At 65.5% G+C, this 17,049-nt stretch carries 14 protein-coding genes; 7 read left to right on the plus strand and 7 right to left on the minus strand.

Annotated features, from left to right (window positions below):
- Nucleotides 1-628: 628 nt before the first annotated feature.
- From AC0L3X_RS15325 to AC0L3X_RS15350, 6 genes are all read right to left on the minus strand, one after another.
- Nucleotides 629-1,861, minus strand: a complete 1,233-nt coding sequence (locus AC0L3X_RS15325) for a Zn-dependent hydrolase (RefSeq protein ID WP_063981931.1) — start codon at nucleotides 1,859-1,861, stop codon at nucleotides 629-631.
- Nucleotides 1,854-2,639 carry an ABC transporter ATP-binding protein gene (locus tag AC0L3X_RS15330; RefSeq protein ID WP_063981932.1) on the minus strand — a complete coding sequence of 262 codons (786 nt, stop codon included), beginning with the start codon at nucleotides 2,637-2,639 and terminating at the stop codon, nucleotides 1,854-1,856. The genes AC0L3X_RS15325 and AC0L3X_RS15330 overlap by 8 nt, the downstream gene beginning before the upstream one ends.
- Complete coding sequence (locus AC0L3X_RS15335) at nucleotides 2,636-3,409, minus strand: ABC transporter permease (RefSeq protein WP_063981933.1); 774 nt, start codon at nucleotides 3,407-3,409, stop codon at nucleotides 2,636-2,638. Before AC0L3X_RS15335 ends, AC0L3X_RS15330 begins: the two co-directional genes overlap by 4 nt.
- 71 nt (nucleotides 3,410-3,480) lie before the next feature.
- On the minus strand, nucleotides 3,481-4,425 hold the full coding sequence (locus AC0L3X_RS15340; RefSeq protein WP_063981934.1) for an ABC transporter substrate-binding protein: 945 nt from the start codon (nucleotides 4,423-4,425) through the stop codon (nucleotides 3,481-3,483).
- A gap of 104 nt (nucleotides 4,426-4,529) precedes the next feature.
- Nucleotides 4,530-5,258, minus strand: a complete 729-nt coding sequence (gene hutC / locus AC0L3X_RS15345) for a histidine utilization repressor (protein WP_014493578.1) — start codon at nucleotides 5,256-5,258, stop codon at nucleotides 4,530-4,532.
- Complete coding sequence (locus tag AC0L3X_RS15350) at nucleotides 5,255-6,613, minus strand: formimidoylglutamate deiminase (protein ID WP_063981935.1); 1,359 nt, start codon at nucleotides 6,611-6,613, stop codon at nucleotides 5,255-5,257. Before AC0L3X_RS15350 ends, hutC begins: the two co-directional genes overlap by 4 nt.
- A gap of 82 nt (nucleotides 6,614-6,695) precedes the next feature.
- Here AC0L3X_RS15350 and hutI point away from each other — a divergent pair, with 82 nt between their 5' ends.
- Genes hutI through hutU form a run of 3 tightly spaced genes read left to right on the plus strand, consistent with a single transcriptional unit; the run spans nucleotide 6,696 to nucleotide 11,150 of the window.
- Nucleotides 6,696-7,910, plus strand: coding sequence for an imidazolonepropionase (gene hutI, locus AC0L3X_RS15355; RefSeq protein ID WP_063981936.1), 1,215 nt, complete (start codon nucleotides 6,696-6,698; stop codon nucleotides 7,908-7,910).
- Entirely contained in the window at nucleotides 7,907-9,466 is a 1,560-nt protein-coding gene (gene hutH, locus AC0L3X_RS15360; protein ID WP_063981937.1) for a histidine ammonia-lyase, read from the plus strand. Before hutI ends, hutH begins: the two co-directional genes overlap by 4 nt.
- Before the next feature lie 13 nt (nucleotides 9,467-9,479).
- Nucleotides 9,480-11,150 carry a urocanate hydratase gene (hutU, locus tag AC0L3X_RS15365; RefSeq protein WP_063981938.1) on the plus strand — a complete coding sequence of 557 codons (1,671 nt, stop codon included), beginning with the start codon at nucleotides 9,480-9,482 and terminating at the stop codon, nucleotides 11,148-11,150.
- On the opposite strand, the gene AC0L3X_RS15370 is transcribed toward hutU, so the two are convergent.
- Complete coding sequence (locus AC0L3X_RS15370) at nucleotides 11,151-11,771, minus strand: TetR/AcrR family transcriptional regulator (RefSeq protein WP_028170512.1); 621 nt, start codon at nucleotides 11,769-11,771, stop codon at nucleotides 11,151-11,153.
- Nucleotides 11,772-12,028: 257 nt separating this feature from the next.
- Here AC0L3X_RS15370 and AC0L3X_RS15375 point away from each other — a divergent pair, with 257 nt between their 5' ends.
- From AC0L3X_RS15375 to AC0L3X_RS15390, 4 genes are read left to right on the plus strand one after another with little or no spacing between them, the layout of a single operon-like run.
- A complete protein-coding gene (locus AC0L3X_RS15375; RefSeq protein ID WP_063981939.1) occupies nucleotides 12,029-12,889 on the plus strand; it encodes an FAD binding domain-containing protein in 861 nt (286 codons plus the stop codon).
- A complete protein-coding gene (locus AC0L3X_RS15380) occupies nucleotides 12,886-13,410 on the plus strand; it encodes a (2Fe-2S)-binding protein (RefSeq protein ID WP_354142013.1) in 525 nt (174 codons plus the stop codon). The genes AC0L3X_RS15375 and AC0L3X_RS15380 overlap by 4 nt, the downstream gene beginning before the upstream one ends.
- Nucleotides 13,407-15,782, plus strand: a complete 2,376-nt coding sequence (locus AC0L3X_RS15385; RefSeq protein WP_063981941.1) for a xanthine dehydrogenase family protein molybdopterin-binding subunit — start codon at nucleotides 13,407-13,409, stop codon at nucleotides 15,780-15,782. Before AC0L3X_RS15380 ends, AC0L3X_RS15385 begins: the two co-directional genes overlap by 4 nt.
- Before the next feature lie 22 nt (nucleotides 15,783-15,804).
- Nucleotides 15,805-17,046 (plus strand): ABC transporter substrate-binding protein, encoded by a 1,242-nt coding sequence (locus tag AC0L3X_RS15390; RefSeq protein ID WP_063986203.1) that lies wholly within the window; start codon nucleotides 15,805-15,807, stop codon nucleotides 17,044-17,046.
- The last annotated feature ends 3 nt before the right edge of the window (nucleotides 17,047-17,049 follow it).

A 17,049-nucleotide genomic window follows, 5' to 3' on the forward strand; every position in this document is an offset into this window, starting at 1 on the left:
TTGTCGTGCGGACGCTGAAAGGCTTAGGGCCGGGCCCTTATTTTGGTGAAGCCCGCTGAAACAGCCCGCATCAGGCTAGTTGAAAAAGCCTAAAAGGGTTTTGTTAGTTTCGGCGTGTTTCACCGAATGCCAAAGTATAGACGTGTGGTCCTGGCCGTCGTCGCTACGGTCAAGCCTTTGCGGATGCGGCAGTCGCGTCAACCGGCGCGGTGTCGGTGACTTTCGCAGGCGTGAGGGAGGCCAGAAGGAATTCGGCTCCCGGGAGAGCACGGCATAAGCCGTCCAACCACTGCGCAGGGAAGGCCGAGTGATTGGCACCACCTGTATGCTGCTGTGCGGTTTCCTTGCGCTACCTTTCGCGCAGCGGGCCGCGGGTGCGAGGTCAGCACCCGGCCTTCCCTGCGCCCTCTTGGCTTCGAGGGTGGAACGACGAAGCAAAGCTCGGGCGAGATGCGCCGCGAGAGCGCGAAGGTGTGTCTGCAACACGCGCTGTCATCGCCCGCGAAGGCGGACGACCCCAGCATTCCAGAGGCGGGTGTGGTTGAACGCTGCGCTTCGGCTATGCCGTGCCGATCACGAAGGGCAAGTACGACATCGTCCAGGAGTTCAGATGCGGCGGCACGTCGTTCTAACCACCGAGGAGCCGCCGGCAGGCGTCGACGAAGACCTGCGCGCCCGTGACGATGTCGGCGTCGGCGGTGTTCTCGGTCCAGTGGTGGCTGATGCCGCCGATCGACGGCACGAACAGCATGCCTGCGGGCATGACGGTCGCAAGCAACTGCGCGTCGTGGCCGGCGCCGCTGGGCATGCGGACGGACCGTCCACCGGCCAGGGCCTTGCTCGCGGCCTCGATTGCGTCCTGAATGCCGGGATTCATCATGGCGGGAGCACCGGTGCGCAGCTTCTCCACGGTGACGGCGCAAGGGCCCTTCGCGCTGGCCTCGTCAGCCATGGTCCGCAGCAATTGCTCCAGCCGCGAGATCACAGCCGGATCGTCGTCGCGGATCTGGAACAGCAATTCGGCCTTGCCCGGAATGATGCTCGGCGCGCCGGGATCGAGCGTCATGCGGCCGGTGGTCCAGACCGTGCGCGGGCCACAGGCGCCCGGGAACCGCTCGTCGATCGCGACGCAGAACTTGGCCAGCGCGAGGCCGGCGTCTTTCCGCGCCGCCATGCGGGTGGTGCCGGCATGGTTCTGCTCGCCGACGAAATTGATCTGGTACTGCCAGATGCCGACGATGGAGGTCACCACGCCGATCGAAAGCTTGCCGCTTTCGAGCGTGTCGCCCTGCTCGATATGCGCCTCCAGATATCCGACGTGGCGTCCCGGCTCGGCAGCGACGCGTGCGCGGCCCGAGAGCCCCATGTCGGCGAGTGCGTCGCGCATGGTGCGGCCGCTGGTGCGGTCGCGGGCGGCATCGATGTCGGCCTCGGTCACCTGTCCGACATAGGAGCGGGAGCCGAGGAAATGCCCAAAGTGTCCTTCCTCGTCGCACCAGGCGGCAACTTCGACCGCACCCTTCACGGACGGGTCGGCATTGAGCACGCGGGCCGCTTCGAGCGCATAGACGACGCCGAGAGGGCCATCGAGCCAGCCGGCGTAGTTCTGGCTCTCCAGGTGCGAGCCCGCCAGCAGCTTCGGCCCCTGCTTCGCGCTGCTGCCGAACACATTGCCGATGCCGTCGATCGCGGCGGTAAGGCCGGCGTCGGGCAGCTTCTGCACCAGCCAGTCGAGCGACTTCTTGTGCGGCTCGGAGAAGGTCGGCTTGTGCACGCCGGTCTTGTAGACGCCGATGGCACGGAGCGCATTGAGATCGGCGAGAACGCGTTGCCCATCGGCACGCGGCTTGGTGTCAGGCATGTTCGGCAACCTTCAGCGCCTCGGTGCGGATCTCCTCGACCAGCCGTTCCTTCAGCTGGACGAATTCGGGCGTGGTCTTGATCTTGTAGGAGCGCGGATGCGGCAGGTCCACATTGATCTCGGCCTTGATGCGGCCGGGGCGCGCGCTCATCACGATGACGCGGCTGCCGAGGAAGATGGCTTCCTCGATGTCGTGGGTGACGAACAGCACGGTCTTCTGGTCGCGCTCCCAGATTCCGAGCAGCATTTCCTGCATCAAGGCGCGGGTCTGGTTGTCGAGCGCGCCGAAGGGCTCGTCGAGCAGCAGAATCTTTGGATCGTTGGCGAGCGCGCGGGCGATCGCGGTGCGCTGCTGCATGCCGCCGGAGAGCTGCTTCGGCCAGTGGTTCTCGAAGCCGGACAACCCGACCTGGCGGATGAAGGCATCGGCGATCTTGTTGCGCTCCGCCTCGGGCACGCCGCGCTCGCGCAGGCCGAAGGCGATGTTCTCGCGCACGCTCAACCAGGGAAACAGTGTGTAGGACTGGAACACCATGCCGCGATCGGCTCCGGGGCCGGTCACCTCGCGCCCGTCGAGCGTGACGCGCCCGCTGGTCGGCCGGTCGAGACCGGCGACGATGCGAAGCAGCGTGGACTTGCCGCAGCCGGAGGGGCCGAGGATGGTGACGAAATCGTTGTTGCCGATGGTGAGGTCGGTCGGCTCCAGCGCCCTGGTCGGTGCGTTGCCGTGGCGCGCGGGGAAGGTTCGCGAGACCTGTTCGATCTTCAGCGTGGTCATGCGAGCCTCCACGGAAACAGCCAGGCGTTGAACGCCTTGAACATGAAGTCCGAGAGGAGACCGATCAGTCCGATCACGATGATGCCGAAGATGATCTGGCCGGTGTTGAGCAGCGCCTGGCTGTCGGTGATCATGTGGCCGATGCCCGATGACGAGCCAATCAGCTCGGCGACGATGACATAGGTCCAGGCCCAGCCCAGCACCAGCCGCAGAATCTCCGCGATCTCGGGTGCGGAGGAGGGCAGCAGCACCCGGCGGATGATGCCGCGGTCGCTGGCCCCGAGCGTATAGGCCGCCTCGACCAGATCGCGCCGCGTGGTGCCCACGGTTACGGCGATCATCAGGGTGATCTGGAACACCGCGCCGATGAAGATGACGAGCAGCTTCTGCAATTCGCCGATGCCGGCCCACAGGATCAACAGCGGGATAAAGGCCGAGGCAGGCAAATAGCGAGCAAAGGAGACGAACGGTTCGAGGAACGCTTCAACCGGCTTGTAGGCGCCCATCAGCACGCCGAGCGGAACCGCGATGATCGCAGCGAGCGCGAATCCGCCGACGACGCGCCAGATCGTCATGCCGATGTCGAACAGGAAGCCTTGCTTGGCGAGCAGGTCATAGCCTTCCTGCATCATGGTCAGCGGGTTGGCGAGAAAGGTCTTCGACACATGGCCGCCGAGCGTTGCCCACGACCAGAGGGCGACGAACAGCACGAAGAACGCGAGGCCGTAAGCCACGCGCTGCTTCGATGTCACGGGATCCAGGGGACGCATCAACGATCTATCCGGGCGGTGAACGAGTTTCCGGCCCCGCCGCGAGACGGGGCCGGCAGCTCCTCAAGGGTTTACTTGATGTAGCTCGCGTCGAAGAGGTCCTCGACCTTCGGCGCGGCCTTGATGATGCCGATCTCGAGCAGGAGGTCGGCGGCGTCCTTGTTGAAGGTCAGGAAATCGCCGGCAAAGAACTTCTGGTTCGCGGCCTTGTCCTGCCAGCGCAGATACTTTGCCGAGTTGCCGAACGCCTCGCCGGTCTGCTTCACGTCGGCACCCATGATCTCATAGGCCTTGGCCTGGTCCTTGGCGATCATGTCGAGCGCCTCGAAATAGCTGTCGGCGAGCGCCTTGGCAGCCTTCGGGTTCTCGGTGAGGAACTTCGGCGTGCAGCCAAAGGTGTCCATGACCATCGGATAGTCGAGCGTGGTCGCGATGATCTTGCCCTTGTCGGGCGCGGCCCGAACCGTCGACAGATACGGCTCATAGGTCATGGCGGCGTCGTTCTGGCCGGAGACGAAGGCCTGCGCGGCCGCCGCGGGCTCGAGGTTCACGACGGTGACGTCCTTCACCGAGAGCCCGTTCTTCTTCAGCATCCAAGCCAGCGCGAAATAGGGCGAGGTGCCGGGCGCGGAAGCCGCGACGGTCTTGCCCTTGAGGTCCTTGATCGATGCGAGATCGTTGCGCACGGCCATGCCGTCGGCACCGTAGCTCTTGTCGAGCTGGAAGATCTGTTTGGTCGCAACGCCATTGGCGTTCCACGAGATCCAGGTCTCGACGGTCGTGGCAGCGCACTGGACGTCGCCGGAGGCGATCGCGAGGTGGCGGTCCTTCTGCGGGATCTTCTTGATCGTCACGTCAAGACCGTTCTTCTTGAAGATGCCGGCCTCCTTCGCCAGCGTGAGCGGCGCGAAGCCGGTCCATCCGGAGATGCCGATGCCGACCTTGACGTCGTCGGCGAGCGCGGGAGTGGAGGCCGTAAGGGCAATGATTGTCGCAAATACCTTTGAACTACGCATGATTGTCGTCCTCTTGCCGATCGATGGTTTGACGTCCTGTTGATCATTCGGTCCTGATGGACCGTTGCCCGAAGCGTTGCACGATTTGTGCCGACATCGTTCTCTCAGCCTCCCTTGAATCGGGCGACAAGGCGGTGAGAGTCACCGGGATAGAGCAGGCGCACTGCGGTGATGGTGCGCGCGCTGCGCCAGGTATAACGGTCGATCACGAGGCAAGGCGCGCCGACGGCGATGTCGAGCGCCTCCGCCGTGCGATCGTCCGCAACGATGGCGCTGATCGTATGCTCGGCTTCCGTCCATGGGACATGATGAAGCAGCCACGAGCCGGGCGGCTCGCGCGAGAAATCCGCGGTCGCTGCATCCGGCACGGAGGATAGATCGATCAGTCGGTCCTCGACGGCAAACGGCACCTTGTCGGCGCTGTGCCGGCAGGTGATCGCAACGACCTTGCCGGCCTTCTTGACACCAAGACGCTCGCGGTCGGCGGCGGTCGCCGCACGCAGCTTGCGCCCGATCAGCTCGTAGCCGTAGCCGCGGCCAAGCGCGGTGATCTCGGCGCGAATGTCTGCGATCTTCAGCACCGCCGACAGATGCTGCGGCCGGCGTACGAAGGAGCCGGCGCGCCGCCGCCGTTCGATCAGGTCTGCCTGCGCGAGCTCCGACAGCGCCTTGTTCACCGTCATGCGCGAGCAGCCGTAACGTGCGACCAATTCGTGCTCGAACGGGATGCGATGCCCGGGCGGCCATTCGCCGGTCAGGATGCGCTTCTCGATATCGGCGCGGATGCGCTTGTAGAGCGTCGGCTGGTCGGCGGCATCGGTGGCCAGGCTCATACGACAAGCCTCCGCATCGCCGCGTTGAAGCGTTCGCGCGCGGTCTGTCGCAGTCTGTGTCGTCCGCCTTCGACGACCTTGTGGCCGCCGGCCCAGACGCAATCGATCGCGCCGGTCCCTCCGGAAAAAATCCAACCGTCGATGGCGGCGTCGCGCAAACGTCCCGCGAGCGACGGATGTGCGGTGTCGAGCGTGACGATGTCGGCGCGTGCGCCGGGCCCGAGGCCAGCCGCCGCCTGTGCCAGCGCGCGTGCACCGCCGGCGAGCGCATGATCGAACAGCGTACGTCCCGTCGAGCGGCCTGCGCCGCCGGAGAGCACGTTGCGCTCGCGATGCTTGAGACGCTGGCCATATTCGAGCTGGCGCAGCTCGTCGGCTGCGCCGACCAGCACGTTGGAGTCGGTGCCCACACCGAACGCGCCGCCAGCACCGACGAATTCGCGCGCGGGAAAGATGCCGTCGCCGAGACTGGCCTCGGTGATGGGGCAGAGACCCGCCACCGCACCGGTCTTTGCGAACGCGGTGACTTCCTCATCCGTCGTATGGGTCGCGTGGATGAGGCACCAGCGTTGATCGAGCGGCGCGTGCTCCAGCAGCCATTGCACCGGCCGTCGTCCCGACCAGGCCAGGCAATCCTCGACTTCCTTCACCTGCTCGGCGGCATGGATATGCACCGGCCCGCCATCGGCGAGCGGAATGATCGCCGCGAGCTCGTCCGGCGTCACCGCACGCAGGCTGTGCGGCGCGATGCCGATATTGGCGCCCGGCAATCTGCTGATCGCCTTGCGCGATGCTGCCATCAGCGCGGCGAACTGATCGACCGAACAGATGAAGCGGCGTTGTCCAGCATGCGGTGCGGCGCCGCCGAAGGAGCCATGCGCATAAAAACTCGGCAGCAGCGTCAGCGCAATGCCGGAAGCTTCGGCGGCCTGTGCAATGCGGGCAGCCATTTCCGCGAGGTCGGCATAAGGGGAGCCGTCGCGATCGTGGTGGAGGTAGTGGAATTCGCCGACGCGGGTAAAGCCCTGTTCGAGCATCTCGACATACAGCAGCGTCGCAACGGCGGCGACATCGTCCGGCGTCATCGTCAGCGCGAAGCGATACATCGTGTCGCGCCAGGTCCAGAACGTATCGGTGCTATCGCCGCGCAGTTCGGCCAGCCCCGCCATGCCGCGCTGGAATGCGTGGCTGTGCAGGGTCGCCAACCCCGGAAGCGCAATTCCATGACGCTCGTCGCCGGCGGCCGGCGCCACGCCCGGCGTCACCTCGGCGATCGCGCCGGCGGTGATCACCATCTGCACGTCATTGGCCCAGCCCGAAGGCAGGAGCGCGGAGGCGAAATGCAGTCGGGTCATGATTACACGCCGGCTGGACAGAACCGCCCCACGATTATATGTCTAGACATATAAGTCAAGCATCCCACGAAGGGACCATTGCATGGCAGAGCGCTTCGACCGGATCTGGCACAACGCCCGGCTCGCCACGATGCGGGCCGACCGTCCCGATCTCGGCGAGATTGAGCATGGCGTGATCGCCACGCGCGGCGGCCATATCGCTTATGCGGGCGCTGCGGCGGATTTCCCTGGTGATGCGGATGCGATCAAGCGGATCGATTGCGAGGGGCGCTGGATCACGCCCGGCCTCGTCGATTGCCATACCCATCTCGTCTACGGCGGCAACCGCGCGCATGAATTCGAGCTGCGCTTGAAGGGCGCAAGCTACGAGGAAATCGCGCGCGCCGGTGGCGGCATTGTCTCGACAGTCGCCGCGACCCGCAAGGCGAGCGAGGCCGAGCTCGTTGCAAGCGCGCTGCCGCGGCTCGATGCGCTGATCGGTGAGGGCGTCACCACCATCGAGATCAAGTCCGGTTACGGCCTCGATACCGAGACCGAGATGCGGCAGCTCTCAGCGGCGCGCATTCTCGGTCGTCAACGACCGGTTGCGATCCGCACATCCGCTCTCGGGGCGCATGCGCTGCCTGTGGAGGCCGGCGGTGACAAGGATCGCTACATCGATCTCGTGTGTCATGAGATGCTGCCGGCCGTCGCAAAGGCCGGTCTTGCCGATGCCGTCGATGCCTTCATGGAAGGTATCGCGTTCTCGGCCGGGCAGACCGCGCGGGTGTTCGAGACGGCGAGGGGGCTTGGGCTGCCGGTCAAGCTCCATGCCGACCAGCTGTCGAACCTCGGCGGCGCTGCGCTCGCCGCAAAATTCTCGGCGCTCTCCGCCGATCATCTCGAGCACACCGACGAGGCCGGCGCCGCCGCAATGGCGAAGGCCGGAACTGTCGCCGTGCTGCTGCCCGGCGCCTTCTATTTCATCCGCGAGACGCAGAAGCCGCCGGTCGAGGCGTTCCGCAGGCACGGCGTCCACATGGCGCTCGCGACCGACTGCAATCCCGGCAGCTCGCCGCTGACATCGCTCCTGCTCACGATGAACATGGGCGCGACGCTGTTCCGGATGACGGTGGCTGAATGCCTCGCTGGTGTTACCCGCGAAGGCGCGCGTGCGCTCGGCGTGCTCAGTGAAACCGGCACGCTGGAAGCCGGGAAGTGGTGCGATCTCGCGATCTGGGACATCGAGCGGCCCGCCGAGCTCGTCTACCGCATCGGCTTCAATCCGCTGCGCCGCCGGGTGTGGAGGGGACAGTGACGGAGCAGGGCCCAGCGATCGTCGTCAAGCCGGGAACGGTCAGCCTCGACGATCTCGCGCGCGTGCTCAAGGGACAATCCGTCGTACTCGATCCGTCATTCTGGCCGCGCGTCGAGGCGGCCGCTGAGATCGTCGCAAAGGCAGCACACGCCGCCGCGCCGGTCTACGGCATCAATACCGGTTTTGGAAAACTGGCCTCGAAGCGCATTCCGCCCGACCAGACCGCGCTGCTCCAGCGCAATCTCATCGTCTCGCATTGCTGCGGCGTCGGCCCGGCCACGCCGGAGCCGATCGTCCGGTTGATGATGGCGCTGAAGATCGTTTCGCTTGGGCGTGGTGCCTCCGGCGTCCGCCGCGAGGTGATCGAGCAGTTGCAGGCCATGCTGGCGCAGGACGTCTATCCGCTGGTGCCGCAGCAGGGCTCGGTCGGCGCCTCCGGCGATCTTGCGCCGCTCGCGCACATGACGGCGGTGATGATCGGCGAGGGGCAGGCGATCGTCGATGGCAAGACTGTCTCCGGCCGTGAGGCACTCGCCGTCGCCGGCCTTGCGCCGCTGACGCTGGGCCCCAAGGAGGGGCTCGCGCTGATCAACGGCACGCAGTTCTCGACCGCCTACGCTATCTCCGGCGTGCTGCGCGCGTTTCGCCTGGCTCGCGCCGCGCTCGTCACCGGCGCGCTGTCGGTCGATGCGGCAATGGCCTCGACGGCGCCGTTCCGCCCCGAGATTCAGGCGTTGCGCGGTCACGCCGGACAGATGGCTGCCGCCGCGACGTTGACCGCGTTGCTCGACGGCAGCGATATCAGGTTGTCGCATCTCGAAGGTGACGAGCGCGTGCAGGATCCCTATTGCCTGCGGTGCCAGCCGCAGGTCGCGGGGGCTGCGCTCGACCTGCTCACGCAGGCCGCGCGCACGCTGATCGTCGAGGCCAATGCCGTCACCGACAATCCGCTCGTTCTGGTCGAGACCGGCGAGATCGTCTCCGGCGGCAACTTCCACGCCGAGCCGGTCGCCTTTGCCGCCGATACGATCGCGCTGGCGCTGTCGGAAATCGGTGCGATCAGCGAGCGGCGCATCGCGACGCTGGTCGATCCCGCGCTCAATTTCGGTCTGCCGCCGTTTCTGACGCCCGACCCCGGCATCAATTCCGGCTTCATGATCGCCGAGGTCACGGCTGCCGCACTGTACGCCGAGAACAAGCAGCGTGCGGCTGCCTGCTCGATCGACTCGACTCCGACCAGCGCCAACCAGGAAGACCATGTTTCGATGGCCGCGCACGCCGCGCGTCGCCTCTCGGATATGGCCGACAATCTCGCCGCCATCCTCGGCATCGAGCTTCTGGTTGCCGCGCAGGGAATCACGCTGCGCGCGCCGCATGCGACCAGCGCCCCACTCGTTGCCGTCATCGCTGCGCTTCGCGAGCATGTGCGCGCGCTCGCCGCCGACCGCTACATGGCCGGCGATCTCGCCAGGGCGGCTGCGTTGATCGAAGCCGATGCGCTACCGGCCCTGGCGATCGCGGCGCTTCCAACCGATCCGTTCCCGAGACTTGACTAAAGAGGTGCTCCGCATGAACCGCCGACTGGACAATGACCGCACCATCCGCGCCCCCCGCGGCAGCGACATCAGCGCCAAGAGCTGGCTGACGGAAGCGCCCCTGCGCATGCTGATGAACAATCTCGATCCTGATGTCGCGGAGCGTCCGAGCGAGCTCGTCGTCTATGGCGGCATTGGCCGCGCCGCGCGCGACTGGGAGAGCTTTGACCGCATCACGGCGGCCTTGCGCAAGCTCGAGAATGACGAGACACTGCTGGTCCAGTCCGGCAAGCCGGTCGGCGTGTTCCGTACCCATGCCGATGCCCCGCGCGTCCTGATTGCGAACTCCAACATCGTGCCGCATTGGGCGACGCTCGATCATTTCAACGAGCTCGATCGCAAGGGCCTGATGATGTACGGCCAGATGACCGCAGGTTCCTGGATCTATATCGGCAGCCAGGGCATCGTGCAGGGCACCTACGAGACCTTCGTCGAGGTCGGCCGGCGCCACTATGGCGGCAGCCTCGCAGGAAGATGGATTCTCACCGCCGGCCTCGGCGGCATGGGCGGCGCGCAGCCGCTGGCCGCGACGATGGCGGGCGCCTCGATGCTCGCGGTCGAATGCCAGCCGAGCCGCATCGAGATGCGACTGCGTACCGGCTACCTCGATCGGCAGGCCGCGACGCTCGACGAGGCGCTGGCGATCATGGAAGAGGCCGCAAAGACGAAGAAGGCGGTATCGGTGGGCCTGCTCGGGAATGCCGCCGAGATTTTCCCCGAACTCGTGCGCCGCGGCGTCAAGCCCGACATCGTGACCGACCAGACCAGCGCGCACGATCCGATCAACGGCTACTTGCCAAAGGGCTGGACGCTCGCCGATTGGGAAGCCAAGCGCGCCTCCGATCCGAAGGCGGTCGAGCGCGCCTCAAAATCGTCGATGGTCGAGCACGTCCAGGCCATGCTGGATTTCCATGCGCAAGGCATTCCGACGCTCGACTACGGCAACAACATTCGCCAGATGGCGCAGGACATGGGCCTGAAGAACGCCTTCGATTTCCCGGGCTTCGTTCCCGCCTATATCCGTCCCTTGTTCTGCCGCGGTGTGGGGCCGTTCCGCTGGGCTGCGCTGTCGGGCGATCCCGAGGACATCTTCAAGACCGATGCGAAGGTCAAGGAGCTGATGCCTGACGACAAGCATCTGCACAACTGGCTCGACATGGCCAGGGAACGCATCAAGTTCCAGGGCCTCCCGGCGCGGATCTGTTGGGTCGGCCTCGGCGACCGAGATCGCCTGGGCCTTGCCTTCAACGAGATGGTGGCACGTGGCGAATTGAAGGCGCCGATCGTGATCGGCCGCGATCATCTCGACAGCGGCTCGGTGGCGAGCCCCAACCGCGAGACCGAGGCGATGAAGGACGGATCGGACGCTGTGTCCGACTGGCCGCTGCTCAACGCACTGCTCAATTGCGCCAGCGGCGCGACCTGGGTCTCGCTGCACCATGGCGGCGGCGTCGGCATCGGCTACTCGCAGCATGCCGGCATGGTGATCGTCGCCGACGGCACGCCGGAAGCCGCGAAGCGCATTGAGCGCGTGCTGTGGAATGATCCCGCCAGCGGCGTCATGCGCCACGCTGATGCGGGCTATGAGACCGCGATCGATTGTGCCCGCGACAAGGGGCTCGATCTGCCGAGCCTCGCGAGGTAACTAGCCGCTCACCAGCAGCTTCGGCATCGTCATCTTCGCGCCGTCCATGAAGGTCTGGACGGCGTCGCGGACGATCGCGTCGAGATCGGGCGGGATCGGCGTCTCGTAGATGAACTTGCGGATGGCGAGATAGAAGATGCGGCCGTGCAGGCCCCAGAACAGCTCGGTCTCGCGTTCGCTGAGCGGATGGGATTTCGCGTCGGGCAGCTTCAGATCGTGGCGCAGCTCGGCCGCCGCGGGCTCGATGATCTCGCGGCGGACAATGTCGAGATAACGGCCGGTGATGCCGAACGACTTCATGCCGGAGAAGACGAAGATCCGCACCCAATTGTACTCGAACACGCGTTCGACATAGTCGAGATAGAAGCGCGTCAGCCGCGCCTCGAGCGGCAAGGTTCGGTCGCGGATCATCGGCCCCCAATCCGGCGACCAGCGGCTGAGATAGACCTCCTGGTAGACCCGCTCGATCAGCGCCTCCTTGCTCGGGAAGTGGCGATAGATCGCCGAATGCGTGATGCCCATGCGTTTGGCGAGCTCGCGGGTCTGGCCCTCGAAGCCATGCTCGGCGAAGAAGCGGATCGCCTCGTCCACGATCGCGCGCTCGCGATCGGCCGCACGCATGTTGCGGCGCTTTGGCGCGGACTTGCTGCCTGTGTCCGTCCGCTTCCGGACCGGTCGCTTCGCTGGTTTCTGCGCTTTTCGGGCCATTTCGTCGCTGTTTAGCAATCTCCGGCTGCCTTCTTAGCCCAAAGGTGCATTTGTGACCAAATGGTCATTTCCTGTTGACCGCCTCCCGGCGGCGTGTCAGGATTTTGAGACCAGATGGTTACAAATCTGGCATCCCGGCTGATGAGCCGACGGATATCGAGGAAACGGCGGTGAAGGCGAGGGCTTTCAGCTATTTTCGTGCTGCGACGATCGACCAGGCGCTGGATGCTCATGCCCGCGCCGGCGATGACGCGCGCTTCATTGCCGGGGGCCAGAGCCTCGTGCCGGCGTTATCGCTGCGGCTACAAGCGCCGCGGTTGCTGATCGACATCACCCATATTGGCGAGTTGCGCGGCGTCCGGCGCGAAGGCGCCTATTTGCGTATCGGCGCGCTGACGCGGCACTGCGAGATGCTGAGCGAGCCGCTAATCGCCGAATTCGCGCCGCTGCTGCATGCTGCTGCGCCTTTTGTCGCCCATCCCGCGATCCGCAACCGCGGCACCATTGGCGGCAGCGTCGCGCTCGCCGATCCTGCCTCCGAATTCCCGGCGATGACCCTGGCGCTCGATGCCGAGATCGAGATCGCCGGCCCTTCCGGCAGCCGGCGTGTGAAAGCCGACGACTTCTTCGTCGAGCTGTTCGAGACCGCATTGCAACCCGGTGAGCTGATCACCGCGATCTACGTTCCGCTGTTCAAAGCCGATCAGCGTTTTGCGTTCGACGAGCTGGCGCGCCGGCGCGGGGACTATGCTCTGGTCGGATGCGGCATGCTTGCGACTTTCACAGCCGAACGCATCGACGACATCCGCATTTCCTTCTTCTCGGTCGGCAATACACCGACGCGGGTGAAGGGCGCTGAGGCAACTCTGATCGGCTCGAACCTGGATCCTGAACGTATCGCCGCCGCGCAAGCGGCGCTCGAAGGCGATCTCGCCCCACCCGACAGCGACGAGGTGCCGCCGGCGATGCGGCTGCATCTCGCCCGCGTGCTGCTCGGCCGCCTGCTCGGACGTCTGGGTGAGGGCGCATGAGCGGTTTTGACGAAACCCTGCTGGATGACGCGGGCGAGACCGTGCGGGTCCGCTTCGTCGTCAATGGCCGCAAGGTCGCCTGCGAGGTGGCGCCGCGCGAGACGCTGGTCGATTGCCTGCGCAACGGGCTCGAACTGACCGGCACGCATGCGGGCTGCGAGATGGGGGCCTGCGGCGCCTGCCTGGTGCAGCTCGACGGCCGCGCTGTGCACTCCTGCCTGATCTTTGCAGTGCAGGCCGATGGCGCCAAGATCAATACCATCGAAGGTCTTGCCGAGAGCGGCGTGATTGCCGATCTCCAGGCCGAATTCCATCGCCGCAACGCGCTGCAATGCGGCTTCTGCACGCCGGGCATGCTGGTCAATGCCCATGAACTGCTCTCGCAGGTGGCGCGGCCCAGCCGCGACGAAATCCGCGATGCGCTGTCGGGCAATTACTGCCGCTGCACCGGCTATGAAGCGATCGTCGATGCGATCGACGCCGTGGCGAAAGCACGCAGCGAAGACGGGGGTCCGGCATGACCGCGCCGCTGACCTCGCTCGACCGTCCCAACTCCTATATCGGCCGGTCCGTGCCGCGGCCGAACGCCAAGCGGCTGCTTGCCGGGCGCGGACGCTATATCAGCGATCTCAAGCTGCCGCGCATGCTCTATGCCGCGTTCCTGCGCAGTCCGCATGCGCACGCGAAGATCGTCGCCATCAATACCGAGCAAGCGCGCGCGCTCGAAGGGGTGCATCTCGTTGCCACCGGCGAGGACCTCGCAAGGATCTGCACTCCCTGGACCGGCACGCTCGACCACTTCAAGGGCATGACGTCGACTCCGCAATTGCCGCTGCCGCTCGACCGCGTGGTGTGGGCCGGGCAGGCTGTGGTGGCCGTCGTCGCCGAGAGCCGGGCGATTGCGGAAGATGCGCTGGAGCTGATCGAGATCGATTACGAGGACCTCCCCGTCGTCGTCGATATCGACAGTGCGCGCGAGGTTGGTGGCCCGCTGATCAATCCGGGGACCGCAAATAACACCTGCTTCCGCAGCCAGCTCGACAACGGCACAGTCGACGAGGCATTTGCGCAGGCCGCCCACGTGGTGGAAGAAGAGTTCTCCTTCGGCCGCCATACCGCGGTGACGCTGGAGCCGCGCGCCATCGTCGCCGACTACGACCCGGCCGCCGGCGCACTCACCGTGCATCACGCGACGCAGACGCCCTACCAGTTCCAGGATCTCTATTCGCGCCACTATGGCATCCCCGAGGCCCGTGTTCGCGTGATCGCGACAGATATCGGCGGCTCCTTCGGGATGAAGCTGCATGTCTATCACGAGGACATGGCGGTGGTCGGTCTCTCGATCTTGCTCGGCCGTCCTGTCAAATACGTCGCCGACCGCATCGAGTCCTTTGTCTCCGACATCCACGCCCGCGATCATCGCGTCCGCGCCCGCATGGCGCTCGATGCCAAGGGCGAGATTCTGGCGATAGACGTGCTGGACCTAACCGCGATCGGCGCGTTCTCGACCTATCCGCGCACCAGCGTGGTCGAGGGCAACCAGGTGATCCGCCTGATCGGCGCGCCCTATCGTTTCAAGAACTATCGCGCCACGCTGGAGGTGATCTTCCAGAACAAGGTGCAGACCAGCCAGTATCGCGCCGTCGGCCATCCCATCGCCTGCGCCGTCACCGAGCGGTTGGTTGACATGGCGGCGGTCAAGGTTGGCCTCGATCCCTTCGCCATCCGCGCGCAGAACGTTATCGCTGACGATGCCTATCCGCAGACTTCGCCGACCGGCTATCGCTTCGAGGCGCTGTCGCATCAGGCCTGCCTGAAGCGCCTACACGAGATGATGGGTTATGAGGCGTTGCGCGCCGAGCAGGCCGATTTACGCAAGCGCGGCATCTATCGCGGCATCGGCATTGCGGCCTTCGTCGAGATCACCAATCCCAGCCCGGCCTTCTACGGCGTCGGCGGTGCGCGCATCTCGTCGCAGGACGGCGCGATCCTCAGCCTGACGCCGTCGGGCGAGGTCCGCTGCCTGATCTCGGTCACCGAGCAGGGGCAGGGCACCGAGGCGATCATCAGCCAGATTGTGGCCGATCAGCTCGGCCTTGCGCAGGAACACGTCAAGGTCATCACGGGAGATACCGAGGTGACGCCGCATGGCGGCGCCACCTGGGCCTGCCGTGGCGCCGGCATCGGCGGCGAGACCGCGCTGCAGGCCACGCGCGTGCTCAAGCGCAATATTCTGGAGATTGCCGCGCTCATTCTTCAGGAGCAGCCGTCGGCACTCGACATCATCGATGGCGAGGTCGTCGACGCCGTGACCCGGAACCAGCGGTTGCCGATCTCCGAGATCGCGCGGATCGCCTATTTCCGCTCCGACACCTTGCCGCCCGGTACGCAGGCGCAGCTCACCGTCAGCCATCATTTCGCGCCACAAGGCTATCCCTTTGCCTTCACCAACGGCATCCAGGGCTGTTCGCTGGAGGTCGATGTCGAGACCGGCTTCGTCAAAGTGCTGAAGCACTTCATCGTCGAGGATTGCGGCCGCGTCATCAATCCGATGCTGGTGGACGAGCAGCTTCGCGGCGGCATCGTGCAGGGGCTGGGTGCGGCGCTGTTCGAGGAATGCCGCTACGGCGAGACCGGGCAGCTCATGAACGGCTCGCTCGCCGACTACCTCGTTCCGATGCCGATGGAGATGCCCGACATCGTCATCGGCCACGTCGAGACGCCGACCGCCGACACCGTGCTCGGAGCCAAGGGGGTCGGCGAGGCCGGCACGGCGGCGGCCTCCGCCTGTGTGCTCAACGCCGTCAACGACGCGCTCGCGCCGTTCGACGCCTCGATCAATTCGATTCCGATCACGCCCATAAAAGTCCTGAAAGCCCTGAAACGTTTCTAAAAAAAGACAGTTGGAGGAAATCATGCCCAAATCCGGTTCGACCTCGACAATATCCCGCCGCACTGCGCTCGCAGGCCTCTCCGCCGGCGCAGCCCTGCTCGCCATGCCGCGGCTCGGCCGCGCCGCGGACGAGACGATTCGCATTGGCTTCCCGACGCCGCTGACCGGACCGTTCGCCGCTGAGGCGCGCGATCAGGTCAAATGCGCCGAACTCGCCGTCAAGCTCGTCAACGACAAGGGCGGCATCGGCGGCCGTAAGGTCGAGCTCCTGGTGCGTGACGACAAGCTCAATGCCGGCGAGGCCGCGACCCGGACGCTGGAGCTGATCGAGAAGGACAAGGTCCACGCCGTGGTGGGCGCGCTTTCCAGCGCGGTGCAGCTCGCCGTCAACGAGGTGACCCGCGCCCGCGGCGTGATCTACGTCTCGATCAGCCAGTCCGACACGATCAACGAGGCCAAGGATTTCAGCAAATACACCTTCCATGAGGCGCTGAACCCGCACATGACGACCGCTGCCGTGGCGCGGCAGACCCTGAAGAAGGGCATGAAGGTCGCCCATCTCGCGGCCGACTATGCGTACGGCCACGAGATGCTGCGTGGCTTCAAGCGCGCGCAGGCGGCGACCGGCGCTGATAACGTTGGCGAGATCCTGCATCCGTTCGGCGCGGCCGACTACTCCACGTTCATGCCGCGCCTGATGTCGATGCGGCCGGACGTGCTCTGCATCTCCAATTTCGGCCGCGACCAGGCCAACGCGATCAAGCAGGCGGTGGATTTCGGCGTCAAGCAGCAGATGAAGATCGTCGTACCCGTCATCCTGCACAACCAGCGCCTCGCGGTCGGCCCCGACGTGTTCGAGGGCGTGGTCGGCGGCGCCAATTACTATTGGGGCCTGGAGCCGCAGAGCAAATCGGCGGCCGCTTTCAACGCGGCGTTCAAGGCTGCCAATGGTGGTGCGATCCCGACCGACTACGGCGCCTACGGCTATTCCGGCGTCGGTTCGCTGCTGGCGGCCATGCAGGCCGCCGGAGGCACCGACACCGACAAGGTCATCGATGCTCTCGAGAAGCTGCAATATGACTTGACCAAGGGCCCGCAGCATTACCGCAAATGCGACCACCAGTCGGTGCAGTCGGTGCTGGTGCTGGAGTCCAAGAAGAAGTCCGCGATGGCGAACGACAACGATTTGTTTGCGATTCTCGCCAACGATTCGGGTTCCGACGATATGCTGCGCAGCTGCAGCGAGCTCGGTCACGCGACCTGAAGC

It is taken from the genome of Bradyrhizobium sp. MI1.7 (assembly GCF_055811795.1).

Bases quoted from the DNA above. Each gene is read 5' to 3' on its own strand.
- AC0L3X_RS15325 (WP_063981931.1), bottom strand. From the start codon at position 1,861: ATGCCTGACACCAAGCCGCGTGCCGATGGGCAACGCGTTCTCGCCGAT.
- AC0L3X_RS15330 (WP_063981932.1), bottom strand. From the start codon at position 2,639: ATGACCACGCTGAAGATCGAACAGGTCTCGCGAACCTTCCCCGCGCGC.
- AC0L3X_RS15335 (WP_063981933.1), bottom strand. From the start codon at position 3,409: ATGCGTCCCCTGGATCCCGTGACATCGAAGCAGCGCGTGGCTTACGGC.
- AC0L3X_RS15340 (WP_063981934.1), bottom strand. From the start codon at position 4,425: ATGCGTAGTTCAAAGGTATTTGCGACAATCATTGCCCTTACGGCCTCC.
- hutC (WP_014493578.1), bottom strand. From the start codon at position 5,258: ATGAGCCTGGCCACCGATGCCGCCGACCAGCCGACGCTCTACAAGCGC.
- AC0L3X_RS15350 (WP_063981935.1), bottom strand. From the start codon at position 6,613: ATGACCCGACTGCATTTCGCCTCCGCGCTCCTGCCTTCGGGCTGGGCC.
- hutI (WP_063981936.1), top strand. From the start codon at position 6,696: ATGGCAGAGCGCTTCGACCGGATCTGGCACAACGCCCGGCTCGCCACG.
- hutU (WP_063981938.1), top strand. From the start codon at position 9,480: ATGAACCGCCGACTGGACAATGACCGCACCATCCGCGCCCCCCGCGGC.
- AC0L3X_RS15370 (WP_028170512.1), bottom strand. From the start codon at position 11,771: ATGCGTGCGGCCGATCGCGAGCGCGCGATCGTGGACGAGGCGATCCGC.
- AC0L3X_RS15380 (WP_354142013.1), top strand. From the start codon at position 12,886: ATGAGCGGTTTTGACGAAACCCTGCTGGATGACGCGGGCGAGACCGTG.
- AC0L3X_RS15385 (WP_063981941.1), top strand. From the start codon at position 13,407: ATGACCGCGCCGCTGACCTCGCTCGACCGTCCCAACTCCTATATCGGC.
- AC0L3X_RS15390 (WP_063986203.1), top strand. From the start codon at position 15,805: ATGCCCAAATCCGGTTCGACCTCGACAATATCCCGCCGCACTGCGCTC.